The organism is Micromonospora sp. S4605, assembly GCF_003176715.1.
In the GTDB taxonomy this organism is placed as follows: Bacteria; Actinomycetota; Actinomycetes; order Mycobacteriales; family Micromonosporaceae; genus Micromonospora; species Micromonospora echinaurantiaca.
Window position 1 is genome coordinate 1 of record NZ_QGSW01000245.1, and the last position, 24,675, is coordinate 24,675.

A 24,675-nucleotide genomic window follows, 5' to 3' on the forward strand; every position below is an offset into this window, starting at 1 on the left:
GTGCCGACGTCCCCGGTGGGGCCGGCGTACAGCGCACCCGACGCCGCGTCCTGCGGGCGGTGCCGGCCGCGCGGGCGTCGCGCGTCGCGGATCAGCCCGACCCCGAGCAGCGCCAGCGTGGCGCCCGCCGCCGCGATCAGGAACGCCCCCGGTGACACCAGCCAGCCGGCCACCCCGCCGACCGCCGTGCCGACCACCCCGACGGCGGCCATCGCGCCGCCGAGCACCACCGGTCGCCATCTCATGCCGGCAGGGTAGGGCGGCCGGACAAGCCCGCCCGGCGCGGCGACCGGCACCCGGTGCGAGCGGCCCGCGGCCGGCCGGATCGCCGCGGAACGTGGCCCGGCCGGCCGATTGCGCAAAGTTACTGGTGGGTACCTGTGTCGAGCGTCGCGTCTCGGGGCGGTGGACGTGACGGCAGGCGGCACAAGGGGGCAGGATGGCGCTAGAGACCTATCCCACACACAACCGAGGGAACGCCAGTGGCCACGGAACGCAAGCGCCCGGTGATCACCGCCGGTCTGCCGAGCCAGCTTCCGGACATCGACCCTGAAGAAACCAGCGAATGGGTCGAGTCGCTCGATGGTGTCATCGACGAGCGCGGAACCAAGCGCGCCCGCTACGTCATGCTGCGCCTGCTGGAGCGGGCCCGCGAGCGCCAGGTCGGGGTGCCGTCCCTGACCACCACGGACTACATCAACACCATCCCGCCGGAGCGCGAGCCGTGGTTCCCGGGTGACGAGCACGTCGAGCGGCGGATCCGGGCGTACGTCCGGTGGAACGCGGCCATGCTGGTGCACCGGGCGCAGCGCCCGGAGATCGGCGTCGGCGGGCACATCTCCACCTTCGCCAGCTCGGCCTCGCTCTACGAGGTGGGCTTCAACCACTTCTTCCGGGGCAAGAACCACCCGGGTGGCGGTGACCACATCTTCTACCAGGGCCACGCCTCCCCCGGCATGTACGCGCGGGCGTACCTCGAGGGTCGGCTCACCGAGCACCAGCTCGACGGGTTCCGCCAGGAGCTGTCCCACCCGGGCGGCGGCCTGCCGTCGTACCCGCACCCGCGGCTGATGCCGGACTTCTGGGAGTTCCCCACGGTCTCCATGGGCCTGGGCGGGCTGAACGCGATCTACCAGGCGCGGTTCAACCGCTACCTGCACCACCGGGGCATCAAGGACACCTCCGACCAGCACGTCTGGGCGTTCCTCGGCGACGGTGAGATGGACGAGCCGGAGACGCTCGGCGCGATCGGGGTGGCCGCCCGCGAGGAGCTGGACAACCTCACCTTCGTGATCAACTGCAACCTGCAGCGGCTGGACGGCCCGGTCCGCGGCAATGGCAAGGTCATGCAGGAGCTGGAGGCGTTCTTCCGGGGCGCCGGCTGGAACGTCATCAAGGTGGTCTGGGGCCGGGAGTGGGACCCGCTGCTCGCCGCGGACACCGACGGCGCGCTGGTCAACCTCATGAACACCACGCCGGACGGCGATTACCAGACCTACAAGGCGGAGTCCGGGGCGTACGTGCGGGAGCACTTCTTCGGCCGCGACCCGCGCACCCGCAAGATGGTCGAGCACCTCAGCGACGACGAGATCTGGAACCTCAAGCGGGGTGGCCACGACTACCGCAAGCTCTACGCGGCCTACAAGGCGGCGATGGAGCACACCGGGCAGCCGACGGTGATCCTGGCCAAGACGATCAAGGGCTGGACGCTCGGCTCGCACTTCGAGGCCCGCAACGCCACGCACCAGATGAAGAAGCTGACGCTGGAGGACCTCAAGACCTTCCGCGACCGGCTCTTCCTCGACATCCCGGACAAGGCGCTGGAGGAGAACCCGTACCTGCCGCCGTACTACACGCCGGGTGAGAAGTCCGACGAGATCGCCTACCTCCACGAGCGGCGCAAGCAGCTCGGCGGCTACCTGCCGTCGCGGCGCACCGAGGGCAAGCGGCTGGTCATCCCCGGCTCGGAGCGGTTCTCCGACGTCAAGCGGGGCTCGGGCAAGCAGAAGGTGGCCACCACGATGGCCTTCGTCCGCCTGCTCAAGGACATCATGAAGGACAAGGAGTTCGGCAAGCGCTGGGTGCCGATCATCCCGGACGAGGCCCGCACGTTCGGCATGGACTCGCTCTTCCCGACGGCGAAGATCTACTCGCCGCACGGGCAGCGGTACACCGCCGTCGACCGGGAGCTGTTCCTGTCGTACAAGGAGGCCCTCGGCGGGCAGATCCTGCACGAGGGGATCAACGAGGCCGGTTCGGTCGCCTCGTTCACCGCCGCCGGCTCGTCGTACGCGACGCACGGTGAGCCGATGATCCCGATGTACATCTTCTACTCGATGTTCGGGTTCCAGCGCACCGGCGACGGGCTCTGGGCGGCCGCCGACCAGATGGCCCGGGGCTTCCTGCTCGGCGCCACCGCCGGCCGCACCACGCTCAACGGTGAGGGGCTCCAGCACGAGGACGGCCACTCGCACCTGCTCGCCGCCACCAACCCGGCGGTGGTCGCGTACGACCCGGCGTTCGCGTTCGAGATCGCGCACATCGTGGAGAACGGCCTGCACCGGATGTACGGCGAGGCGCAGGAGAACGTCTTCTACTACCTCACCGTCTACAACGAGCCGATCCTGCAGCCGGCCGAGCCGTCCGACGTGGACGTCGAGGGGCTGCTCAAGGGCATCTACCGCTACTCCCCGGCGCCGCAGGTCGACGGCGACGCCCCGAAGGCCAACGTGCTGGCCTCCGGCACGGGCATGCAGTGGGCGCTGCGGGCGCAGCAGCTGCTCGCCCAGGACTGGGGCGTGGCCGCCGACGTCTGGTCGGTGACGTCCTGGACCGAGCTGCGCCGGGACGCGGTCGAGTGCGAGGAGCACAACCTGCTCAACCCGGGCGCCGAGCAGCGGGTGCCGTACGTCCAGCGGAAGCTGGCCGACGCCGACGGGCCGAAGATCGCGGTCAGCGACTGGATGCGCGCGGTGCCGGATCTGATCGCCCGCTGGGTGCCCGGTGACTACACCTCGCTCGGCACCGACGGCTTCGGCATGTCGGACACCCGGCACGCACTGCGCCGGCACTTCCACGTCGACGCCGAGTCGGTGGTGGTGGCGACGCTGCGGCAGCTCGCGCTCCGCGGCGTGGTGCCGGCCACCGTGCCGGCCGAGGCGGCCAAGAAGTACGCCATCGAGGACGTCAACGCCGCCCCGGTCGGCGAGACCGGCGGCGACAGCTAGGCAGCACGCGAGGAAGGGCCCGGCGCGATCCGCGCCGGGCCCTTCGTCGTCCCCGCGACCCGAGAGCGGGGCAGGCGCGATCAGGCGGTGGTCCGGTGTCCCTGGCGGGGACCCGGGCCACCGCCGTCGCGGGTGACGCCAGGACGGAGCCCGGTCAGCCGACGGCGGCCAGGTCGGTCAGCCGGGCGAGCGAGTCCTCCAGGTCGGCGCCGACCCGACGCAGGCCGAGCCGGAGCAGGGCGGCCTTGACCGGACCGGCCGGCCAGCGTACGACGATGAGCCGCACGATCGTCCCGCCCTCCTCCTCCTCGTCGGGGGTGAGCTGGACGTAGATCTCGGTGCGCGCCTCCGCCCGGGCACCGGCGCCCTTGGCACGTTCGCGCCAGCCGATCAGGGTCGGCTCCTGATAGGCGATCACCTCGGCCTCATGCGCCGCGCCACGTCCGGCCTGGACCAGCTGCCGCCGCCCGAAGCCCTCCCCCGAGAGCACCTCGGCCGCGCGGACCCCCGCCAGCCAGGCCGGCAACTGCTCGGCCCGCTGCACCACGTCCCAGACCGCTTCCATCGGCGCCGCCACGTGCGCACTGCGTTCCACGAGGATCATTTCCGTCTTCCTCCAGTGAGGACATCCCACGATATCGGCACTCTATGCACAAATTCGGACTTACCTGGACGGGTTCGGAAAAGACACGCCGAAAACCATTGCCTTGCCGGCGACGAGCGCCTATGGCGTATTCGCCGGCCGCGTCCTAAAGTCCGAACACGTTTCGTGTTCACCGGGAGGACGCATGCCGACCGATCCGATGCCCGACTTCCCCGCCGGCTTCCGCTGGGGCGTCTCGACCTCCGCCTACCAGATCGAGGGCGCCGTCGCGGCGGACGGCCGGGGACCGTCCATCTGGGACACGTTCGCGCACTCCCCCGGCCGGATCGTCGACGGCAGCACCGGCGACGTGGCGTGCGACCACTACCACCGGCACACCGAGGACGTCGACCTGGTGGCCGGCCTCGGCGTCTCCGCGTACCGCTTCTCGATCGCCTGGCCCCGGGTCCAGCCCGGCGGCACCGGCGCGGCCAACCCGGCCGGGCTGGACTTCTACGACCGGCTGGTCGACGACCTGCTGGCCCGCGACATCGACCCGGTCGCCACGCTGTTCCACTGGGACCTGCCGCAGCCGCTCGAAGACGCCGGCGGCTGGCTGAACCGGGACACCGCGCACCGCTTCGCCGAGTACGCCGACCTGACCGCGGCCCGCCTCGGCGACCGGGTCAAGCTCTGGATCACCCTCAACGAGCCGTTCGTCCACATGAGCCTCGGCCACGGCATGGGGGTGCACGCGCCGGGGCGGATGCTGCTCTTCGACGCCTTTCCGGTCGCCCACCACCAGTTGCTCGGCCACGGTCTCGCCGTCGGCGCGCTGCGCGCCCGCAGCACCAGCCCGGTCGCCATCGCCAACAACTACTCGCCGGTCCGGCTGGCCGGCGACACCGACGCCGACCGGGCCGCCGCGGCCGCGTACGAGGCGCTGCACAACCGGCTCTTCACCGACCCGCTGCTCGGCCGCGGCTACCCGGCCGGGCAGGACTTCGACGCCGGCGTGGTCCGCGACGGCGACCTGGCGGTGATCGCCGCGCCGATCGACGTGCTCGGCGTCAACTACTACAACCCCACCGCGGTACGCGCCCCGGAGGAGGGCTCCCCGCTGCCGTTCGACCTGGTGCCGCTGGACGGCTACCCGCGGACCGCCTTCGACTGGCCGGTCGCGCCGGACGGGCTGCGCGAACTGCTCGGCTGGCTGCGCGACACCTACCGCGACGACCTGCCGCCGATCGAGATCACCGAGAGCGGCTGCGCCTACGACGACGCCCCGGACGACACCGGGCGGGTGCCCGACCCGGAGCGGATCGCCTACCTCGACGGCCACCTGCGCGCGGTCCGGGCTGCCCTGGACGACGGGGTGGACGTGCGCGGCTACTTCGTCTGGTCGCTGCTGGACAACTGGGAGTGGGCGGAGGGCTTCACCAAGCGCTTCGGCCTGGTGCACGTCGACTTCGACACCCAGGTCCGCACCCCGAAGTCCTCGTACGCCTGGCTCCGCGACGTGATCGCGGCCAGTCGCCGGGCACCGGCCGCGTGACCACCGTCGACCCGACGCCGGCCTCGCTGCCGGCGGCGCTGGCCGAGCCGACCGTCCCGGTCCGGCGCGGCTGGATCGCGCTGATCTTCGCGGCCAACCTCGGCGTGTGGATGGCCTTCTTCACCCCGATCCAGGTGCTGCTGCCGCAGCAGGTGGAACGGATCGCCCCGGCCGACAAGGAAACGGCGCTCGCGCTGGTCACCGGCCTCGGCGCGCTCGCCGCGGTGCTCGCCAACCCGCTGGCCGGCGCGCTGTCCGACCGGACCTGCCTGCGCCTGGGCGGCCGGGAGTTCGGCCGCCGGCACGTCTGGACCGCCGGCGGGGCGCTGCTCGGCGCCGCGGCCCTGGCGCTGCTGGCGCAGCAACGCACCGTGCTCGGCGTGGCCCTCGGCTGGGTCGCCGCGCAGGTCTGCTTCAACGCGATGCTGGCCAGCCTCACCGCCGCCGTGCCGGACCGGGTGCCGGTCACCCAGCGCGGCGGGGTCTCCGGCTGGGTGGGCATCCCGCAGGCACTCGGGCTGGTGCTCGGCGTGGTGCTGGTGACCGCCGTGGTGACCGGCAACGCCAACGGCTACCTGGCGATCGCGGTGGCGGTGCTGCTGCTGACGCTGCCGTTCACCCTGGTCACCGCCGACGACCCGCTGCCCCGCGGGCACCGGCCGGCGCTGCGGCTGCGCGCGCTGCTCGCCTCGATGTGGGTCTCCCCGCGGGCCCACCCGGACTTCGGCTGGGCCTGGATCACCCGGTTCCTGGTCCAGCTCGGCAACGCCCTCGGCACCCTGTACCTGCTCTACTTCCTCACCGACCAGGTGCGGCTGGCCGACCCCGAGGGCGGCCTGCTGGTGCTGATCCTGCTCTACACGGCCGGGCTGGCCGCGACCGCGGTGCTGGCCGGCCGGCTCTCCGACCGCTCCGGCCGGCGGAAGGTCTTCGTGATCGCCGCCGGCGGGATCATGGCGGTCGCGGCGCTGCTGCTCGCCGTCGCACCGGTCTGGCCGATGGCGGTGCTCGCCGCGCTGCTGCTCGGCGCCGGCTACGGCGTCTACCTGTCGGTGGACGCCGCCCTGATCACCCAGGTGCTGCCCCGGGCCACCGACCGGGCGAAGGACCTCGGCGTGATCAACATCGCCAACTCCGCCCCGCAGGTGCTCGGCCCGGCGCTCTCCGCCCCGCTCGTGGTGCATCTGGGCGGTTATCCGACGCTCTACGCGGTCACCGCGGCGGTCACCGTGCTGGGCAGCGTGCTGGTGCTGAAGATCCGTACGGTGCCCTGACCGGTACCCCTGGCCGAATCCGGTCGCGCGCCGCCGTAGGCTGGAGGACGTGACGGTACGTGTACGCTTCGCCCCCTCCCCGACCGGAATGTTCCACGTCGGCGGCGCCCGCTCGGCCCTGCAGAACTGGATCTACGCCAAGCAGCAGGGCGGGGTGTTCGTGCTCCGCATCGAGGACACCGATGCGGCACGGAACAAGCCGGAGTGGACCGAGGGCATCCTCTCCGCGCTGGACTGGATCGGCATCGAGCGCGGCAGCTACGAGGGCCCGTACTTCCAGTCGCAGTACGCCGGCGAGCACCGGGCCGCCGCGGCGCGGCTGTACGAGTCGGGCCGGGCGTACTACTGCGACTGCACCCGGGAGGCGGTGCAGGCCCGTACCGGCTCGCAGTACCAGGGCTACGACGGCTTCTGCCGGGATCGCGGCCTGGGTCCGGGCGAGGGCCGGGCGCTGCGCTTCCGTACGCCGGACGAGGGCGAGACGGTGGTGGTCGACCTGATCCGCGGCGAGCCCACCTTCGAGAACAAGCTGATCGAGGACTTCGTCATCGCCCGCGGCGACGGTTCGCCGGTGTTCCTGCTGGCCAACGTCGTTGACGACATGACCATGGGGATCACCCACGTGATCCGGGCCGAGGAGCACCTGCCGAACACCCCGAAGCAGCAGCTGCTCTGGGACGCCCTCGGGGTCAAGCCGCCGACCTGGGCGCACGTGCCGGTGGTGGTGAACGAGAAGCGGCAGAAGCTGTCCAAGCGGCGCGACAAGGTCGCCCTGGAGGCGTACCGGGACGAGGGCTACCTCGCCGCGGCGATGCGCAACTACCTGATGCTGCTCGGCTGGGCGCCCTCCGGCGACCGGGAGATCGTGCCCTGGTCGGTGATCGAGGAGGAGTTCCGGCTGACGGAGGTCAACCCGTCGCCGGCGTTCTTCGACGAGAAGAAGCTGCGCGCGTTCAACGGGGAGTACATCCGGGCGCTGCCGATCGAGGACTTCGTCGCGGCCTGCCAGCCCTGGCTGACCGGCACCGGCACGATCGCGCCGCCGCCGTGGCAGCCGACCGAGTTCGACGCCGACGCGTTCGCGGCGGTGGCTCCGCTGGCGCAGACCCGGATCGCGGTGCTCAGCGAGATCGTGCCGAACGTCGACTTCCTCTTCCTCGCCTCGCCGCTGATCGACGAGGCGGCCTGGGCAAAGGCCATGAAGGAGGGCTCGGCGGAGCTGCTGGAGGCGGCGATCGCGGCGTTCGAGGCGCTGGAGTCCTGGGACGCCGAGTCGCTCAAGGCCGCGCTGGAGGCGGTCGGCGCGGAGCGCGGGCTCAAGCTCGGCAAGGCGCAGGCCCCGGTCCGGGTCGCGGTCACCGGCCGTACGGTCGGCCTGCCGCTGTTCGAGTCGCTGGAGGTGCTCGGCCGCGAACGCACACTGACCCGGCTGCGCGCCGCCCGGGTCCGACTGGTCTGACCTCGGTCGACCCCGGGCGTCAGCCGCGGGCGGAGCGGCGGCGCAGCAGGAGGCCGGCGACCAGGGCAGCGAGCAGCACGGCCCCGCCGAGCGCCCAGAGCCAGCCCCGGCCGCCCGAGTCCGTACGCTCCTCGGCCGCCGGCACCGCCGAGAGGCTGGCGTCCGCACTCGACGCGGCCGCCGGTCCGCCCGATGGCGAGGCCGGTGGGACGGCGGTCGCCGGGGCGGTGGCCGACGCCGAGGGGTCGGCCGGCGTGCCGGTGGTGAGGGTGAACCGCACCTCGCCGGTGACCGGGTGCCCGTCGCTGGAGGCCACCCGGTAGCCGACGATGTAGAGCCCCGCCTTGCCGGGCTTGAACGGCAGGCGGACCCGGTTGCCGGTGAAGGTCGGCGCCCCACCCAGCGCGGCCACGTTGTCCGGCCCGGTGACTGTGATCTTCGTCGTGGCCGGGTCCGGCTTGGCCAGGAACCGCAGTTCGATCCGGGCCGGCGCGGTCGCCACCCGGGCGCCGTCGCGCGGATCGCTGCCGGTCAGCGAGTTGTGCGCGGCCGCCGGTGCCGCCGGCAACAGAGACACGCCGAGCGCCACGCCGAACACCGCTGGCCAGGTACGCGCCACACGTGCGACCCTGCCCCCCATGACACCCTCCGCAAAGGTACGATCCGCCCGCTGATCAACAACGGCTGCCGCACATTAGTCGAGCCGAGATCGCAGATAGTTCCAAATACTGTTCCACCAGCTGCAACCGAGCGACGTTCCGCGGAGTCTCTGAGGTGGGTCCCGGCCTGTGGCCACGGTCACCTCCGTCCACCAACCACGCACGTGACCTGCAGCGAAGCCATCCATCGAACGGGGCGAGGAGGCGGCGATGGTCCGAAGGATGAGGCGACTGGTCGCGGTACTGGTGGGTGGGCTGGCGGCGACGCTGGTCGCGGTGGCCACCGCAGGCCCGGCGACGGCCGCCCCGAAGCCCCCGCCCGCCGGGGTGGACATCACCGGGGACGGGCTGGCCGAGCCGCTGCGGCTGCGCGCCGAATCCCACCCGCAGCACGTCGTCGCCGTCATCGACCAGGTCAACTTCCTGCCCGGCATCGGGCAGAAGACCGGCCCGAAGGCGGGCGACCTCGGTCCGAAGTACACGATCGTGGTGCTGGCCGGCGACACGCCGAAGCAGACCTTCGACCTCTACCCCAAGGCCAAGGGCGGGCCGCGGGTGTTCCGGCCGGCCAAGCAGCCGGACAACCGCAAGACCAGCGCGGGCTGGTTCCTCGGCCGGCTGTCCATGTCCGAGACGCTGCGCACCGCCGGGGTGCCGCTGGAGCGGGAGTTCGACACGGTCAGTGGCGGTGTCGGCGGCGGTGAGCGGGTGATCCCCGAGGACGCCCTCGACCCGGCCCGGGACATCGACGAGGCGCTCGGCGAGATGCAGCGCCTGCTGCTGCTCAACGGCGCCGTGGTGCTGGTGATCACCCTCGGCCTGGCCGGGATCGCGCTGCTGATCCGTCGCCGCACCAGCTGACCGGCGGCGCGGGCGCCGGCCCCGGCAGCCGCGACCGCGCCGGGTCAGAGTTCCAGCACCACCTTGCCCCGGACGTGCCCGGCCTCCACCAGCCGGTGCGCGGCGGCGGCCTCGGCCAGCGGGAACGTACGTGCCACGTGGACGGTGAGCCGGCCGGCGTCGACCAGCCCGGCGAGCAGGCTCAGATCCGCCGTCGACGGCTTGACGAACAGGTAGCTGCCGCCCAGCCGGGTGACGTGCTCCGGGTCGGCCGTGGAGACCAGTCGGGCCGGCCGCTCCAGCAGTTGGGCCGAGACATCCAGCGCGGCGCCGCCGAACAGGTCGAGCGCCACGTCCACCCCGTCCGGCGCCACCGCCCGGACCCGGTCGAGCAGACCGTCGCCGTAGCTGACCGGCTCCGCGCCCAGCGACCGGACGAAGTCGTGGTTGTCCGGGCTCGCCGTGCCGATCACCTTCTGCGCACCGAGGGCCCGGGCGAGCTGCACGGCCAGGTGGCCGACCCCGCCGGCCGCGCCGTGCACCAGCACGGTGTCCCCGCTACCGGTGCGGACCGACCGGAGGGCCTGGTAGGCGGTGAGCCCGGCCAGCGGCAGCCCGCCCGCCTCGGCCCAGGACGCCTGCACCGGCTTGTCGGCCAGTGTCCGCTCCGGGGCGGGCACGAGTTCGGCGTACGTGCCGTGTTGGATGTCGTCGCGCCGGACGTACCCGATGACCTCGTCGCCCACCGCGAAGCCGGTCACCGCGGGGCCCACCGCTGCCACCACGCCGGCCGCGTCCCACCCCGGCACCAGCGGGAAGTGGCTGGGGAAGGCGGCGGCCAGGTGCCCCTCGCGCACCTTCCAGTCGACCGGGTTCACCCCGGCGACGCGCACCCGCACCAGGACCGTGTCCGGGCCGACCGGCGGCTCCGGGAGCTCGCGCACGGCGAGCAGGTCGGCCGGCCCGTACGCGTCGATGGCGATCGCCTCCACGAGCACCACGCTAACCGGCGGGGCGCGCCCGTGTGGTCAGCACCAACGGTGCGGGGGCCGCTCCCGGCGGGTCGCGCGCCGCGGCGGGCGGACCGGGCCGTGCCGGTGCGCGCCCGCCCAGCCGGGCAGGTCGCTGCGGCAGCCGCCGGTGCCGGCCGGCTCCACCTCCGGCGGGACCGGCTCGACGGCCCGCTGCCGGGGCACCGGCGGATCCTCGTCGGCCCGCTCGGGCTGGCGGCCCGGCTCGGCCGGCCCGACCGGTGGCCCGCCGACCAGCCGGCGGTGGTGCTTGGTGACCGGCTGCTGCTCGTGGTGACCCGACCGGCAGGGCTCACCCTGGGCGCAGCCGTGGTCGGCCTCCCCGTGCGCCATCCCGGTCTCCTCACGCTCGCCGTCGCCCGCCGGTGCTGGCCCCGACGTGCCCTGTCACCGTACTGGCCGGGACCGACGAGCCGTGCAGCGCATACCCGGGTCAGCGGCGGGCCCGGCGGGGGAAGATCGTCTCCCAGAGCGGAAAGGCGACCAGCCAGATCACGATGGCGAGGGTGAGCTTGCCGATCCAGTTCGCCAGCTCCCGGGTCCGTTCCGCGTCGTCGACCCAGAGGATCGCCGCGCCGAGCAGCCCGCAGGCGATCGCCCAGCCGGCCAGGCCCTTGCCCCACTCCCGCCACTCGTACCGGGTCCGGGCCCAGCCGGCGCGGGGCGGCTTCACCGGCGGCGGGCCGCCGGCGAACCGGTGCGCGAACCGCTGGTCGGCCCAGCGGACCATCGAGTGGCCGAAGGCCACCGAGAAGCCGAGGTAGGCCGCCGCCAGCCCGTGCGTGACGTCGGCGGTGGCGCCGCGCCGGAGGTCGACAGCGGTCGCCGCGAGCAGCACCAGGTCCACCAGCGGTACGCAGACCAGCAGTGCCGCGCCGAGCCGGGGCCGGCGCAGCGGATAGCGGGCGAGCAGCCCGGCGCCGAGCACCACCCAGAACCCGATCTCACACGCGACGATGACCGCCACCAGCATCGCTGACCCTCCCGTTTCCTCCGGTCACCAGCCTCGCCCGGTCGGCGGCCGCCGACCTCGACGGCGGAGAGGAGATTCGGCTCCATCCTTCGACGGACCCGGGCCACGGCCCTTCGACGGATCCGGACCGGACGCCGGCCGGCGGGCCACGCCGGCCGGGCCCGGCGGCCGGCAGCGGGCGTGCTGGCGGCGTACCTCCTTCGGGGGACGCGGGCGGGCGGGACCTCCGCCGCCGGTCGGAGCCCGAGCGGCCGCGGCTGTGGTGGGATCGGTGCCATGCGACCGCCAGCGTGGCTCGGGCCCGGCACCCTCGGCCGGGACCTCGCGCTGGGCGGCGGTTCGCTGGGCGGCGGCCTGGTCGTGCACGCCCTGAGCACCCGGTCGCAGCTGCCCTGGAGCCCGGACGTGCCGGCGGCGCTGTCCCTGCTGCCGCTGCTGGCGGTCTGCCTGGCGGTCGGGCTGCGCCGGGTCGCCAGCCGGGCCAGCCTGGCGCTCGGCACCGCGGCGGTGCTGGCCGACCTGGCGTTGGGCCTTTCCCTGGCGACCGTCCTGGTCTACACCCAGGTGATCTACGACGCGTGCGTGTTCGGTTCCGCGCGGACCTGGCGCTGGCTGCTGCGGGTCACCGTCGGGCTGAGTGTCCTCGGCGCGGTGCTCGGGGTGGCGCTGCTGCGGGACTGGCGCGGGGTGGGGGTCGCGGTGCCGGTGGTGCTGGTCGGGGTGCTGCCGGTGCTCACCGGGATCAGCGTCCGGCAGTACCGGGACCAGGCGGCGACCGAGCGCGCCCGGGCCGAACAGACGGCACGGCTGGTCGAGCTGGACCGGCGGCAGGCGGTCAGCGCGGAACGGGCCCGGATGGCCCGGGAGCTGCACGACGTGGTCGCCAACCACCTGAGCGCGGTGGCCATCCACGCCACTGCCGCGCTCTCCGTGGCCGGGCTGGACCGGGACCAGGTCGACCGGGCGCTGCGGGTGATCCGGGAGAACAGCGTGCAGGGGTTGGCCGAGATGCGGCAGATGATCGGTTTGCTCCGGGAGCCGGCGGAGGGCGGACCGGCGACGGACGCGACGGACGAGGCGACCCGGGCCCGGCTGAGCGAGGTGGACGGACTGGTCGGCCGGGCCCGGGCCGCCGGGCTGACGGTCCGGGTGCAGCGGCACGGGGCGCCCCGCGCGTTGCCGGTCGGGGTGGATCTGGCGGCGTACCGGATCGTCCAGGAGTCGCTGACCAACGCCCTCAAGCACGGTGCCGGCCGGGCCGACCTGGTGATCGCGTACGAGCCGGCGAAGGTGGTGGTCAGCGTGACGAACCCGGTGCGGGCCGGCGGCGACTCGCTGACCGGCGCGGGTGCCGGGTTGGTCGGGATGCGGGAACGGACCGTGCTGCTGCACGGTCGGTTCACCGCCGGCCCCAAGGACGGCGACTGGCGGGTCCGGGCGGAGCTGCCCACGGAGGCGACGCCGTGACCGGCCGTGCCGCCGGACCGCGGTCGGACGAGAGGGTGTCATGACGAAGGTGATCCGGGTGCTGCTCGCCGACGACCAGGCCGCGGTCCGGGCCGGGCTGGCGATGATCCTGGCCGGTGCGCCGGGCGTCGAGGTGGTGGCCGAGGCGGACGACGGCGCCGAGGCCGTCCGGCTCTGCCGGGAGCTGCGGCCCGACGTGGCGGTGCTGGACGTGCGGATGCCTCGGCTGGACGGCATCTCGGCCACCCGGGCGATCGTCGCCGACCGGCTCGCCGACGTGCTCGTCCTCACCACCTTCGACCTCGACGAGTACGTCTTCGGGGCGCTGCGGGCCGGGGCCGCCGGCTTCCTGCTCAAGGACACCGACGCCGACGGGCTGGTGGCGGCCGTGCGGACGGTCGCAAGGGGCGAGGGGTTCATCGCTCCCGCGGTGACCCGGCGACTGATCACGGCGTTCGCGGCGACCGCGCCGGCCGCCTCCGCCGCCACCCGGGCGGCCGTGGCGGCGCTGACCCCGCGGGAGCGCGACGTGCTGGCGTGCCTCGGGCTCGGCCTGTCCAACCAGCAGATCGCCGACCGGCTGTCGATGGCGGAGAGCACCACCAAGACCCACGTCAGCCGGATCCTCGCGAAGCTCGACCTGCGCAGCCGGGTGCAGGCCGCCATCCTGGCCCAGGAGCTGGGCCTGCCCGCTCCCCCGTCGGCCTGACCGCCGGGGCGGCGGGAAGCGCCTGGTCAGGACATGTCAGGCTGGAGCGGTGAACGAGCCGGGCGGTAGCGAGCTGTCGGCCACGCTGCGCCGGATCGAACGCGCGGCGGGGGCGCTGGCCACCGCCAGCGTGGCCCGGATGGACGAGACCCTGCCCTGGTTCCGCACCCTCCCGGCCGACCAGCGTTCCTGGGTCATGCTGGTGGCCCAGGCCGGCGCCCGCTCGCTGGTGCAGTGGCTGCGCGACGGTGGCGGCACCGCCGACAGCACCCAGGAGGTCTCCGACGAGGTCTTCGCCGCCGCACCGCAGGCGCTGGCCCGGTCGATCAGCCTTCAGCAGACCGTCGCGCTGATCAAGGTGACCATCGACGTGGTCGAGGAACAGGTCTCCCACCTGGCCGCGGAGGGCGAGGAGCAGCAGCTGCGCGAGGCCGTGCTGCGCTTCTCCCGGGAGATCGCCTTCGCCGCCGCCCGGGTCTACGCCCGGGCCGCCGAGTCCCGCGGCGCGTGGGACGCCCGGTTGCAGGCCCTGCTGGTGGACGCGCTGCTGCGCGGCGACTCGCCGGACGTGCTGGCCAGCCGGGCCGCCGCGCTGGGCTGGTCGGACGCGCCGCCGGTGGCGGTAGCGGTCGGCCGCTCCCCCGGCGGCGAGGTCTCCGCCGTCCTGCACACCGTCTACCGGCAGGCCCGGCGGATCGGCGTCGAGGTGATCGGTGGCGTGCACGGCGACCGGCTGGTGATCGTGCTCGGTGGCGCCGCTGACCCGGTGGCCGCCACCGGGAAGCTGCTCAGCGCCTTCGGGGACGGGCCGGTGGTGGTCGGCCCGGCGGTGCCGAGCCTGGACGAGGCCACCGAGTCGGCCCGGGCGGCGCTGGCCGGCTTCCGCGCCGCGCCGGCCTGGCCGACCGCGCCCCGGCCGGTGCCGGCCGGCGACCTGCTGCCGGAGCGGGCGCTGGCCGGGGACGCGGAGGCGCGCCGCCGGCTGCGGCACGACGTGTACGCGACGCTGGTGCGCGCCGGGGGTGAGCTGCTGGAGACGTTGGACGCCTTCTTCGCCGCCGGCGGGACGTTGGAGAGCGCGGCACGCGCCCTCTTCGTGCATCCGAACACGGTCCGCTACCGGTTGCGGCGGATCGCCGAGGTCACCGGCTTCTCCCCGCTCGCGCCGCGGGACGCGTTCGCGCTCCGGGTGGCGCTGACGGTGGGCCGGCTCGACCCAGTGGTCCCGCTGGTCCCGAGCCAGACAATGGCCCCAGGGGTCGGTAAAACCTCACAGACGGGTGATGACCACCGCCGATCTTTGTAGGATCCCTCCAAAGGTCCTAGTGTGGTTTGGTGGCGGTCGGCACAGCGCTACCCACGCGTATCCGGGAGAGTCTGTAGACGTGCTCGCCGTACTCTCTCCCGGCCAGGGTTCCCAGAAACCCGGCTTCCTGACCCCCTGGCTCGACCTGCCCGGCGCCGAGGCGCGGCTGCGCTGGTGGTCGGCGCTGGCCGGGGTCGACCTGGTGCACCTCGGCACCGCCGCCGACGCCGACGAGATCAAGGACACCGCCCGCACCCAGCCGCTGCTGGTGGCGGCGGCACTGCTGGCCGGCGAGCACCTGCCGATGTACGACGTCGCGCTGACCGCCGGGCACAGCGTCGGCGAACTGGGCGCGGCGGCGCTGGCCGGGGTGCTGCCGGCCGAGGCGGCGATCACGCTGGCCGGAGTGCGGGGGCGCGAGATGGCCGCCGCCTGCGCGCTGGAGCCCACCGGGATGGCGGCCGTGCTGGGCGGCGACCCGGACGAGGTGCTCGCCGCGATCGAGGCGCACGGGCTGCACGCCGCCAACCGCAACGGCGCCGGCCAGATCGTCGCCGCCGGCGCGGTGGAGAACCTGGACAAGTTCGCCGCCGAGCCGCCGGCCCGGACCCGGGTCATCCGGCTCCAGGTGGCCGGGGCGTTCCACACCCCGTACATGGCGCCGGCCGAGTCGGCCCTGGCCGCGGTGGCCGCCGGGATCACCCCGGCCGACCCGAGCCGGATCCTGCTGTCCAACCTCGACGGCACCGCTGTCAACCACGGCCGGGAGTTGGTGCAGCGGCTGGTCCGGCAGGTCACCGCGCCGGTCCGCTGGGACCTGTGCATGCGGACGCTGGCCGACCTCGGGGTGACCGGGGTGATCGAACTGCCCCCGGCCGGCACGCTGGCCGGCCTGGTCAAGCGGGAGCTCAAGGGCGCCGGCGCGCCGGAGATCGTCACCGTGAACACCCCGGACGACCTGCCCGCCGCCCGCGACCTGATCGCCCGGCACGGGATGGCGCCGAGCCACGAACCGACCATCTCGTTCCGGGTGGTGGTGGCCCCGTCCGCCGGCACCTTCGCGCCCGCCCAGGGCCTCGCCGAGGGCGCGACGGTCCGGGCCGGCCAGGTCATCGGCCAGGTGGCCACCCGGCAGGGGCCGGTCGAGGTGACCGCCCACGACAGCGGCGTGCTCACCGAGTGGCTCGCCCACCACGACGACCCGGTCGCCCCGGGCCAACCGCTCGCCCGCATCGGAGGACAGCACTGATGGCTGCCGGAAGCCGCATCGTCGCCCTGGGCCACTACCAGCCCTCCCGGGTGGTGACCAACGACGAGATCGCCCAGCTCGTGGAGACCAACGACGAGTGGATCCGGGACCGGGTCGGCATCGTCACCCGGCGGATCGCCGACGGCGAGACGGTGGCCGACATGGCCGCGGCCGCGGCCGGCAAGGCGCTGGCCAACTCGGGGCTGACCGCCGCCGACATCGACCTGGTCGTGGTGGCGACCTGCACGTCGGTGGACCGGAGCCCGAACGTGGCCTGCCGGGTCGCCGCGAAGCTCGGCATCACCGCGCCCGGGGCGTACGACATCAACACCGCCTGCTCCGGGTTCGCGTACGCGCTGGGCACCGTCGACCACGCCATCCGAGCCGGCGCCTCGCGCAACGCCATCGTCATCGGCGCCGAGAAGCTCTCCGACTTCACCGACTGGACGGACCGCTCCACCTGCATCATCTTCGGCGACGGCGCGGGCGCCGCGGTGGTCACCGCCAGCGCCGAGGGCGAGCCCGCCGGGGTCGGCCCGGTGGTCTGGGGCTCGGTGCCGGAGAAGAGCGACGCGGTGCGCATCGAGGGCTGGCGGCCGTACATCCAGCAGGAGGGGCAGGCGGTGTTCCGCTGGGCCACCACCGAGCTGGCGCCGCTGGCCCGGCAGGCCTGCGAGCGCGCTGGCGTGGACCCGGCCGAGCTGGCCGCGTTCGTGCCGCACCAGGCCAACGCCCGGATCATCGACGGCATCGCGAAGCGGCTGAACATCCCCGACGCGATCATCGCGAAGGACATCGTCGAGTCCGGCAACACCTCGGCGGCGAGCGTGCCGCTGGCCCTGTCCAAGCTGGTCGAGCGGCGCGAGGTGCCCTCCGGCGCCCCGGTGCTGCTGTTCGGCTTCGGCGGCGGCCTGACCTACGCCGGCCAGGTCGTCCGCTGCCCCTGAAGACCCCTCCGGCGCGCCAGCGCCGGAGAGACGGCCGGCGCCGCCGCCGTCGAGTGAAACCCCCGATGAGAGGAACCAGACCGCAATGACCCGTGACGAGATCACCGCCGGCCTCGCCGAGATCCTCGAAGAGGTTGCCGGGGTGAACCCGGACGACGTGGCCGAGGGGAAGTCCTTCACCGACGACCTGGACGTCGACTCGCTCTCCATGGTGGAGGTCGTGGTGGCGGCCGAGGAGAAGTTCGGCGTCAAGATCCCGGACAACGAGGTGCAGAACCTGAAGACCGTCGGGGACGCCGTCAGCTACATCGAGGCGCAGTCCTGATCATGAGTCGCCCCGACGTCGTCGTCACCGGGCTCGGCGCGACGACCCCGCTCGGCGGGGACGTCGCGTCGACCTGGGACGCCATGATCGCCGGCCGCTCCGGGGTGGGTGCGCTCACCCAGGAGTGGGCGGCGGAACTGCCGGTCCGGATCGCCGCACAGCTGGCGGTGGAGCCGTCCGAGGTGCTGGAGCGGGTCAAGCTGCGCCGGCTGGACCGGTCCGAGGCGATCGCCATCATCGCGGCGAAGCAGGCCTGGGCGGACGCCGGCCTGGCCGACTCCGGGCTGGACCCGGAGCGGCTGGCGGTCAGCGTCGGCTCCGGCATCGGCGGCGCCACCACCCTGCTCGCCCAGGACGACATCCTCGAGTCGTCCGGGCCGCGCCGGGTGTCCCCGCACACCGTGCCGATGCTGATGCCGAACGGCCCGGCCGCCTGGGTCGGGCTGGAACTCGGCGCCAAGGCCGGCGTGCACTCGGTGGCCAGCGCCTGCGCGACCGGTGCGGAGGCGATCGCGCTGGGCCTGGACATCATCCGCGCCGGCCGGGCCGACGTGGTGGTGGCCGGCGGCACCGAGGCGGTCATCCACCCGCTGCCGATCGCCGGGTTCGCCTCGATGCGGGCCATGTCGACCCGCAACGACGAGCCGGAGCGGGCCTCCCGTCCGTGGGACAAGGGCCGGGACGGCTTCGTGCTCGGCGAGGGTGCCGGGGTGGTCGTCCTGGAGCGCGCCGACCACGCCGCCGCCCGGGGGGCCCGGGTGTACGCCCGCCTCGCCGGCGCCGGCATCACCTCCGACGCGTACGACATCGTGCAGCCGCACGCCGAGGGCGAGGGCGCGATCCGGGCGATCGCGAAGGCCATCGCCGACGCGGACGTGGCCAAGCGTGACATCGTGCACGTCAACGCCCACGCCACCTCGACACCGGTCGGCGACATGCTGGAGATCGGCGCGCTGCACCAGGCGCTCGGTGACCATCCGGTGCTGGCGGCGACCAAGTCGATGACCGGTCACCTGCTCGGCGCGGCCGGGGCGCTGGAGTCGATCGCCACCATCCTGGCCATCCGCGACGGTGTCGTTCCTCCGACCATCAACCTCGAAGACCCGGACGACGGCCTCACCATGGAGGTGGCCGCCCACAAGGCGCGCCACATGGAGATCCCCGCCGCGTTGAACAACGCGTTCGGATTCGGGGGCCACAACGTGGCTCTCGTCTTCGCGCGGGCCTGACCCCATCTCCCGGGAGGCTGATGTGACCAGCACCGCCGTCGGCGCCGACACCTCGACAGTGGACCACCGCGACCCGGAGGCGCGGCTGCGGGCGCTCTTCGACGCCGGCACGCTGCGCCTGCTGGCACCCCGGGACACCTCCGGTGTGCTCTGGGCGCGGGGCGAGATCGAGGGCACGCCGGCCGTCGCGTACGCCACCGACGCCACCCGGATGGGTGGCGCGATGGGCACCGACGGGTGCCGGCACATCGTCGACGCGATCGACACCGCGGTGCGGGAACGGGTCCCGGTGCTCGGCCTCTGGCACTCCGGCGGGGCCCGGCTCGCCGAGGGCGTGGTCGCGCTGGACGCGGTCGGTCAGGTCTTCGCCGCCATGGTCCGGGCGTCGGGCCGGGTGCCGCAGATTTCCGTGGTGCTCGGCCCGGCGGCCGGCGGCGCCGCGTACGGGCCGGCGCTGACCGACATCGTGGTGATGAGCGGTGCGGGCCGGATCTTCGTCACCGGTCCCGAGGTGGTCCGCAGCGTCACCGGCGAACAGGTCGACATGGAGCGCCTCGGCGGCCCCGAGCCGCACGGCCGGCGCTCCGGCGTGGTGCACGTGACGTGCCCGGACGACGGGACCGCGGTGGCCGAGTCGCGTCGGCTCGCCGCGCTGCTGGGCCGCCAGGGCCGGCTCTGCCCGGACGACGTGCCGGCCGACGGCGGGGAGGGCCACGACCTGGCCGCGAAGATGCCGGCCGAGGCCAACCGGGCGTACGACGTCAAGCCGGTGGTCACGGCGCTGCTCGACACCCCCGGCGTGGAACTGCACGCCAAGTGGGCGCCGAACATCGTCACCACCCTCGGCCGGTTCGCCGGCCGGACGGTCGGCGTGATCGCCAACAACCCGCTGCGCCTCGGCGGCTGCCTGGACGCCTCCAGCGCCGAGAAGGCGGCCCGGTTCGTGCGGATGTGCGACTCGCTCGGGGTGCCGCTGATCGTGCTGGTCGACGTCCCCGGCTACCTGCCCGGCCTGGGTCAGGAGTGGGACGGCGTGGTCCGGCGCGGCGCGAAGCTGCTGCACGCCTTCGCCGAGGCGGTGGTGCCGCGGGTGACGCTGGTGACCCGCAAGGCGTACGGCGGTGCGTACATCGCGATGAACTCCCGCTCGCTCGGCGCGACAGCGGTCTTCGCCTGGCCGAACGCGGAGGTCGCGGTGATGGGCGCCAGCGCGGCGGTGAACATCCTGCACCGCAAGAAGCTGGCCGCCGCCCCCGCCGACGAGCGGGAGGCGCTGCGCGCCCAGCTGATCGAGGAGCAGGTCCGGGTGGCCGGCGGGGTCAACCGGGCGCTGGAGATCGGCGTGGTGGACGACGTGATCAAGCCGGCGGAGACCCGGCGCCGGATCGCCGAGGCGCTGGTCGCGGCGCCGGCCGCCCGGGGCGCGCACGGCAACATCCCGCTCTAGCGGCGGCCGACCAGCACCGGCGGCACCACGCACGCTCCGGTCGACCACCTGCGCCTGAGGCCGCACCTACCGTCGCGCGGCCCACGCCCGCGCGTCCGTCAGCCCTGGTTGCGCGGGTGGCGCTTCGCGGTGCGCTCGTTGCCCCGGCGGTAGTTGCCGGTCCACCGCGCCATCACCAGCTGCGGGTCGTCCTCCACCTCGGCGAGGAACTGCGCGGCCCGACCGCCCCGCAGGGTGCCGGCCACCCGCCCGTGATGGGTGATCACCACCGTGCCGTCGGTCCGCTGCACGTACCCGAAACCCTGCGCCGTTCCCATGCCGGCGAGGCTGCCAGCCGCGGCCCACCCACCGCGAGTGGTTTTCCGGGTTGACTCTCCAGTGGCTGGAGACAGGAGGCTGACCGACGTGGACGACCGCACCGAACTGTTCACCATCGGGCAGCTCGCCCGCCGGACCGGCCTGTCGGTCCGGACCATCCGCTTCTGGTCCGACCTCGACCTGCTGCCGCCGACCGGCCGTTCGCCGGGCGGCTACCGGCTCTACGACGCGGCCGCCATGGCCCGCCTGGAGCTGCTGCGCACCCTGCGTGAGCTGGGCATCGGCCTGGACGACGCGCGCCGGATCGTGGACCGGCAGAGCACCGTCCGGGACGTGGCACAGGCGCACGCCCGGGCACTGGACGCGGAGATCCGGACGTTGCGGCTGCGCCGGGCGGTGCTGCGGTCGGTCACCCGACGTGGCAGTACGACCGAGGAGTTGAGACTCGTGAACGACCTGGCCCGGCTCTCCGCGCGGGAGCGGCAGCAGATCATCGACGACTTCGTGGCCGAGGTGTTCGCCGGCGTCGACGGCCCGGCCGCCGGGCTGGCGCAGGCCATGCGGGCGCTCCCCGCCGACCTGCCGGACGAGCCCAGCGACGAGGAGGTGGACGCCTGGCTGGAGCTGGCCGAACTGGTGGCCGACCCGGACTTCCGCCGCCGGGTACGCCAGATGGCGGTGGCCGGTACGGGCGACGCGACGCCGCCCCCGCCGGAGCCGATGACGAGGCTGGAGCTGGCGCGCGCCGCACTGGCCGCCGGCACGGACCCGGCCTCACCCGAGGGGCGGGCGGTGCTGGACGAGCTGGTGGACCCGACGCTCACCCCGGAGCAGCGCCGGGCGCTGGCCGACTCGATCGCCACCTTCACCGACCGGCGGGTGGAGCGGTACTGGCAGCTGATCGGCGTGCTCAACCGCCGGCCGCCCTTCGAGCCGGCGGTGCCGGCGGTGGAGTGGCTGGTCGCCGCCCTCCGCGCCACCAACTGAGCCGACGGATCAACCGGGACCGACCCCGGTCAGGCGGCGCAGGTGGTGGCGGGCAGGCCGGGCACCGTGACCGGGGAGCGGCCGGACGGCTGCGCCTTGCCGGCCAGCACCTCGGCGAGGGCGGTCATCGACGCCCGGCTGGACGAGTAGGTCGCCAGCAGCGTCGGCGACTTCGCGCTCCCCAGCACGTACGGGGTGTCCATGGCCACCGTGACGGCGGCGTCGGCGCGCAGGTCGCCGGCGCCGTCGCCGTAGCCGACCAGGTGCACCACCGTCCCGCCGCTGGGCACCACCTTCACCCCGGCCGAGGTCAGCGCCTCGGTCAGCGCCGCCCGGGTGTGGTCCCGACCGCCGGAGGAGGTCACCGTCACCGGGCCCCGGACGCCGCCGCCGCAGGTGCCGCGCAGCACCGTCACCGCCGCCGCGGCCAGCCGTTGCGCCGCCTCCCGGTGGGCCGGGGCGGCCAGCGTGGACAGTTCGGGGGCCGGCCGGTCGGCCAGCTTGAACTTCATGGTCAGCACCCGGGTGGCCGCGTCGACCAGGCGGGTCCGGGGCAGCGAGCCGTCGCGGAGCGCGGCGAGCAGGCCGTCGTACGCCTGGCCGACGTGCGGCGGCATCAGGATCAGGTCGTTGCCGGCCTTGAGCGCCCGCACCGCTGCCTCCCCCGGCGACCAGCGCTTGGCCGGCGCCATGTTCATCCCGTCGGTGATCACCACACCCTGGAAGCCGAGCTGGCCGCGGAGCACCTCGGTGAGCAGCTTGTGCGAGAAGGTGGCCGGGGTGCCCGGGTCGACCGACCGTACGTCGAGGTGGGCGGACATCACGGCCATCGCGCCCGCGTCGATGCCGGCGGTGAACGGCGGCCACGCCCCGGCGGCGAGCGCCGATCGGGACTGGTTGAGCACCGGCAGGTCCTTGTGCGAGTCGGCGGCGCTGTGGCCGTGCCCCGGGAAGTGCTTGACGGTGGCTGCCACGCCCGCGCCCTGCAGGCCGCGCACCGCGCCACCGACCTGCGCCGCGGCCCGCTGCGGATCGGCCCCGAAGGACCGGGAGCCGATCACCGTGCTGCGGGTGGCGAGTACGTCGGCGACCGGCGCGAAGTCCAGGTTGACGCCCATCGCGGCGAGTTCGGTGCCGGCGGCCTTCCAGGCGGCCTCGGTCAGCGCCGGGTCGCCGGCCGCGCCGGCGGCCAGCGCGCTGGGCAGCAGGGTGACCCCGTCGGTGATCCGGGTGACCACGCCGTGCTCCTGGTCGGTGCCGATCAGGAACGGGGCAGCCCCGGTGGGCAGCTTGCCGGCGGCGGCGCGCAGCCCGGTGGTCAGCTCGCGGACCTGCTTCGGGTTGTCGACGTTGGTGGTCTCCTGGTTGCCGCTGGTCGGGTCGTCGGCGCTGAAGCCGACCAGGATCAGCCCGCCGAGCCGGTACTTCGTGACCATCTCGGCCGGGGTGTCCACCCCGGCGAGGGCCCGGTTGCCGGCCGCGGAGCCGGGCGAGACCCTGGTCGCCGCGTCCCCGTACGCGTAGGGCATCAGCACCTGCCCGACCAGGTCCTCGTCGGCGAGCGAGCCGACCAGGGCGGCGGCCCGGGCGGCGGGGTCGCCGGCGGGGGTGGCGCTCGGGGTCGCCGGCGCGGAGCCGCTCGCCGGCGGGGCGGGACGCGGACGGTCCGGCTTGTCCGCGCAGCCGGAGAGGAGCAGTGCGGTCAGTGCGGCGAGCGCGACGCCGGCACGTCGCGGAGATATCGACACGCGAGCCATCCCACCAGTTCGACGCTTATCGGGGCAACCCGACCTTACGCGCGCCGATGGGCCGGGTGCCGCCGCGCCGGGGCGCGGACCCCCGGCGTACGCGGCGGTCAGCCGACCCGGGTGAGCAGGGTCACCGGTGCGCCGTCCCCGGCGTAGCGGTAGGGCTCCAGTTCGGCGTCCCAGGCGGTGCCGAGGGCCTTGTCCAGCGCGTGCGCCAGCGCCTCCGGCGCCCGGGCGCCGGCCATGATGCTGCGCAGCCGGTCCTCGCCGAGCTGGATGTCACCGGCCGCGCCGACCGTGGCGCGGAACAGTCCGCGGCCCGGTACGTACATGAAGCGTTCGCCGTCGGCGCCGGGGCTCGGCTCCTCGGTGACCTCGAAACGGATCATGGGCCACTGCCGGAGGGCAGCAGCCAGTTCGGCGCCCGTCCCCGGACGACCGGTCCACCCGCACTCGGCCCGGCGGGCGCCGGGATCGACGGGCTGAGCCGTCCACTGCAGGTCGACCGGCGCGGCAAGGACGCGCGCGATCGCCCACTCGACGTGTGAGCACACGGCGAGCGGGGTCGAGTGGACGTATACGACGCCACGCGTTGGCACGGTGACCTCCCGGAGAGCGAGGTGCGTCTTCCCCTACGACCTCACACCCGAGTGGCTACTGGAACACATGATGACTGGTGTGACGGATGGTGCGCCACCGAATCGGAAAATTCGCCGACGGAATAGCCGGACGGGTGACCGCCGTTGACCCCTCCAGACGCGATGACCAGCCAGGGATCGTGGTCGTGTACAGTTCCATCGGCGGCCTGTGCCGCGCACATCTTCCGCGGGCCGACGCCCCTTCCGGGCATCACCCGCACAGCCCCCGGACGTTCCGTCCTCCCGTACGTCTTGCAAGGAGTACCTCCGTGGCGAGCAACACCTCTAAGACCGCGCGCGCGTCCGTCCGGGCCGGCCAGGCTGGCCAGGGTGGCGCCCTCAGCGTGCTGGGCGAGTTCAAGTACGTCATCCCGCTCAACGGCGGCAAGCACGCCTACGTGCGGAACCTGACCAACGGCAGGACCGCGCACCTGCGCACCGACTCCGAGGCCTTCATCGAGGAGATCCGGGTGCTGGCCGCGGCCGGCCACGCCGCCAAGATCCGGGCCGAGCTCAACACCCTCAACGCCGCCCACCCGGGCGACGGCTGGGACGCCACCGAGAAGCGCCTCGTCGAGGCCGGCGTCTTCGAGGCCTGAGCCTCCCCGAGCACCATCCGGAAACGCCCGTCGGGATCCCCCGACGGGCGTTTTCGCATCTCCCCACCCGCTCCAGGCCCGTTGATCATGGGCGGGGTTAGGGGG

At 74.0% G+C, this 24,675-nt stretch carries 24 protein-coding genes; 15 read left to right on the forward strand and 9 right to left on the reverse strand.

The window, feature by feature from the left end; translation table 11 throughout:
• The coding region (locus DLJ47_RS21530) for a hypothetical protein (RefSeq protein ID WP_199235944.1) at positions 1–245 on the reverse strand (245 nt) is incomplete at its 3' end.
• Positions 246–482: 237 nt separating this feature from the next.
• On the opposite strand from DLJ47_RS21530, the gene aceE reads away from it, so the two are divergent.
• Positions 483–3,227, forward strand: a complete 2,745-nt coding sequence (gene aceE / locus DLJ47_RS21535; RefSeq protein ID WP_109902124.1) for a pyruvate dehydrogenase (acetyl-transferring), homodimeric type — start codon at positions 483–485, stop codon at positions 3,225–3,227.
• A gap of 154 nt (positions 3,228–3,381) precedes the next feature.
• Here aceE and DLJ47_RS21540 read toward each other — a convergent pair whose 3' ends face one another.
• A complete protein-coding gene (locus DLJ47_RS21540) occupies positions 3,382–3,831 on the reverse strand; it encodes an SRPBCC family protein (protein WP_109902126.1) in 450 nt (149 codons plus the stop codon).
• Between the two features lie 184 nt (positions 3,832–4,015).
• On the opposite strand from DLJ47_RS21540, the gene DLJ47_RS21545 reads away from it, so the two are divergent.
• The 3 genes from DLJ47_RS21545 to gltX are packed head-to-tail and all read left to right on the forward strand — an operon-like array spanning position 4,016 to position 8,098.
• Positions 4,016–5,365: a GH1 family beta-glucosidase gene (locus DLJ47_RS21545; protein WP_109902128.1), complete on the forward strand. Its 1,350-nt coding sequence runs from the start codon at positions 4,016–4,018 to the stop codon at positions 5,363–5,365.
• Positions 5,362–6,639, forward strand: a complete 1,278-nt coding sequence (locus tag DLJ47_RS21550) for an MFS transporter (protein WP_109902130.1) — start codon at positions 5,362–5,364, stop codon at positions 6,637–6,639. Before DLJ47_RS21545 ends, DLJ47_RS21550 begins: the two co-directional genes overlap by 4 nt.
• 49 nt (positions 6,640–6,688) lie before the next feature.
• On the forward strand, positions 6,689–8,098 hold the full coding sequence (gltX, locus tag DLJ47_RS21555) for a glutamate--tRNA ligase (protein WP_109902132.1): 1,410 nt from the start codon (positions 6,689–6,691) through the stop codon (positions 8,096–8,098).
• Positions 8,099–8,117: 19 nt separating this feature from the next.
• Here the strand turns inward: gltX and DLJ47_RS21560 are convergent, their stop codons facing one another.
• On the reverse strand, positions 8,118–8,717 hold the full coding sequence (locus DLJ47_RS21560; RefSeq protein WP_233257935.1) for a copper resistance CopC family protein: 600 nt from the start codon (positions 8,715–8,717) through the stop codon (positions 8,118–8,120).
• A 250-nt stretch (positions 8,718–8,967) separates the two neighbouring features.
• On the opposite strand from DLJ47_RS21560, the gene DLJ47_RS21565 reads away from it, so the two are divergent.
• The gene (locus DLJ47_RS21565; protein ID WP_109902136.1) at positions 8,968–9,618 is read left to right on the forward strand and encodes a hypothetical protein; all 651 of its coding nucleotides are present in this window, start codon (positions 8,968–8,970) and stop codon (positions 9,616–9,618) included.
• A 44-nt stretch (positions 9,619–9,662) separates the two neighbouring features.
• Here the strand turns inward: DLJ47_RS21565 and DLJ47_RS21570 are convergent, their stop codons facing one another.
• From DLJ47_RS21570 to DLJ47_RS21580, 3 genes are all read right to left on the reverse strand, one after another.
• Positions 9,663–10,589 (reverse strand): NADP-dependent oxidoreductase, encoded by a 927-nt coding sequence (locus DLJ47_RS21570; RefSeq protein ID WP_199235945.1) that lies wholly within the window; start codon positions 10,587–10,589, stop codon positions 9,663–9,665.
• 36 nt (positions 10,590–10,625) lie between these two features.
• Positions 10,626–10,961 carry a hypothetical protein gene (locus tag DLJ47_RS21575; protein WP_109902138.1) on the reverse strand — a complete coding sequence of 112 codons (336 nt, stop codon included), beginning with the start codon at positions 10,959–10,961 and terminating at the stop codon, positions 10,626–10,628.
• A 100-nt stretch (positions 10,962–11,061) separates the two neighbouring features.
• Positions 11,062–11,601, reverse strand: coding sequence for a hypothetical protein (locus DLJ47_RS21580; RefSeq protein ID WP_109902140.1), 540 nt, complete (start codon positions 11,599–11,601; stop codon positions 11,062–11,064).
• Between the two features lie 276 nt (positions 11,602–11,877).
• Between DLJ47_RS21580 and DLJ47_RS21585 the strand changes: the two genes are divergently transcribed.
• From DLJ47_RS21585 to DLJ47_RS21620, 8 genes are all read left to right on the forward strand, one after another.
• Positions 11,878–13,068 carry a sensor histidine kinase gene (locus DLJ47_RS21585; protein ID WP_109902142.1) on the forward strand — a complete coding sequence of 397 codons (1,191 nt, stop codon included), beginning with the start codon at positions 11,878–11,880 and terminating at the stop codon, positions 13,066–13,068.
• 40 nt (positions 13,069–13,108) lie between these two features.
• Entirely contained in the window at positions 13,109–13,777 is a 669-nt protein-coding gene (locus DLJ47_RS21590; protein WP_109902144.1) for a response regulator, read from the forward strand.
• Positions 13,778–13,799: 22 nt separating this feature from the next.
• Positions 13,800–15,083 carry a PucR family transcriptional regulator gene (locus DLJ47_RS21595; protein ID WP_233257938.1) on the forward strand — a complete coding sequence of 428 codons (1,284 nt, stop codon included), beginning with the start codon at positions 13,800–13,802 and terminating at the stop codon, positions 15,081–15,083.
• 79 nt (positions 15,084–15,162) lie between these two features.
• Positions 15,163–16,332 carry an acyltransferase domain-containing protein gene (locus tag DLJ47_RS21600; RefSeq protein ID WP_109902148.1) on the forward strand — a complete coding sequence of 390 codons (1,170 nt, stop codon included), beginning with the start codon at positions 15,163–15,165 and terminating at the stop codon, positions 16,330–16,332.
• Positions 16,332–17,279, forward strand: coding sequence for a beta-ketoacyl-ACP synthase III (locus tag DLJ47_RS21605; protein WP_109902150.1), 948 nt, complete (start codon positions 16,332–16,334; stop codon positions 17,277–17,279). Before DLJ47_RS21600 ends, DLJ47_RS21605 begins: the two co-directional genes overlap by 1 nt.
• 85 nt (positions 17,280–17,364) lie before the next feature.
• Positions 17,365–17,604 (forward strand): acyl carrier protein, encoded by a 240-nt coding sequence (locus DLJ47_RS21610; RefSeq protein WP_007072348.1) that lies wholly within the window; start codon positions 17,365–17,367, stop codon positions 17,602–17,604.
• Positions 17,605–17,606: 2 nt separating this feature from the next.
• The gene (gene fabF / locus DLJ47_RS21615; protein ID WP_109902152.1) at positions 17,607–18,833 is read left to right on the forward strand and encodes a beta-ketoacyl-ACP synthase II; all 1,227 of its coding nucleotides are present in this window, start codon (positions 17,607–17,609) and stop codon (positions 18,831–18,833) included.
• 22 nt (positions 18,834–18,855) lie between these two features.
• Complete coding sequence (locus DLJ47_RS21620; RefSeq protein ID WP_109902154.1) at positions 18,856–20,280, forward strand: acyl-CoA carboxylase subunit beta; 1,425 nt, start codon at positions 18,856–18,858, stop codon at positions 20,278–20,280.
• Between the two features lie 98 nt (positions 20,281–20,378).
• Here the strand turns inward: DLJ47_RS21620 and DLJ47_RS21625 are convergent, their stop codons facing one another.
• Positions 20,379–20,597, reverse strand: coding sequence for a hypothetical protein (locus tag DLJ47_RS21625; protein WP_109902156.1), 219 nt, complete (start codon positions 20,595–20,597; stop codon positions 20,379–20,381).
• Positions 20,598–20,685: 88 nt separating this feature from the next.
• Between DLJ47_RS21625 and DLJ47_RS21630 the strand changes: the two genes are divergently transcribed.
• On the forward strand, positions 20,686–21,585 hold the full coding sequence (locus tag DLJ47_RS21630; protein ID WP_109902158.1) for a helix-turn-helix domain-containing protein: 900 nt from the start codon (positions 20,686–20,688) through the stop codon (positions 21,583–21,585).
• Positions 21,586–21,614: 29 nt separating this feature from the next.
• Here DLJ47_RS21630 and DLJ47_RS21635 read toward each other — a convergent pair whose 3' ends face one another.
• Both DLJ47_RS21635 and DLJ47_RS21640 read right to left on the reverse strand, forming a co-directional pair.
• Positions 21,615–23,342, reverse strand: coding sequence for a glycoside hydrolase family 3 protein (locus DLJ47_RS21635; RefSeq protein ID WP_109902160.1), 1,728 nt, complete (start codon positions 23,340–23,342; stop codon positions 21,615–21,617).
• Positions 23,343–23,440: 98 nt separating this feature from the next.
• Positions 23,441–23,932 (reverse strand): DUF3145 domain-containing protein, encoded by a 492-nt coding sequence (locus DLJ47_RS21640; RefSeq protein ID WP_088992547.1) that lies wholly within the window; start codon positions 23,930–23,932, stop codon positions 23,441–23,443.
• A 308-nt stretch (positions 23,933–24,240) separates the two neighbouring features.
• Between DLJ47_RS21640 and DLJ47_RS21645 the strand changes: the two genes are divergently transcribed.
• Positions 24,241–24,570 (forward strand): hypothetical protein, encoded by a 330-nt coding sequence (locus DLJ47_RS21645; protein ID WP_109902162.1) that lies wholly within the window; start codon positions 24,241–24,243, stop codon positions 24,568–24,570.
• Positions 24,571–24,675: the final 105 nt, after the last annotated feature.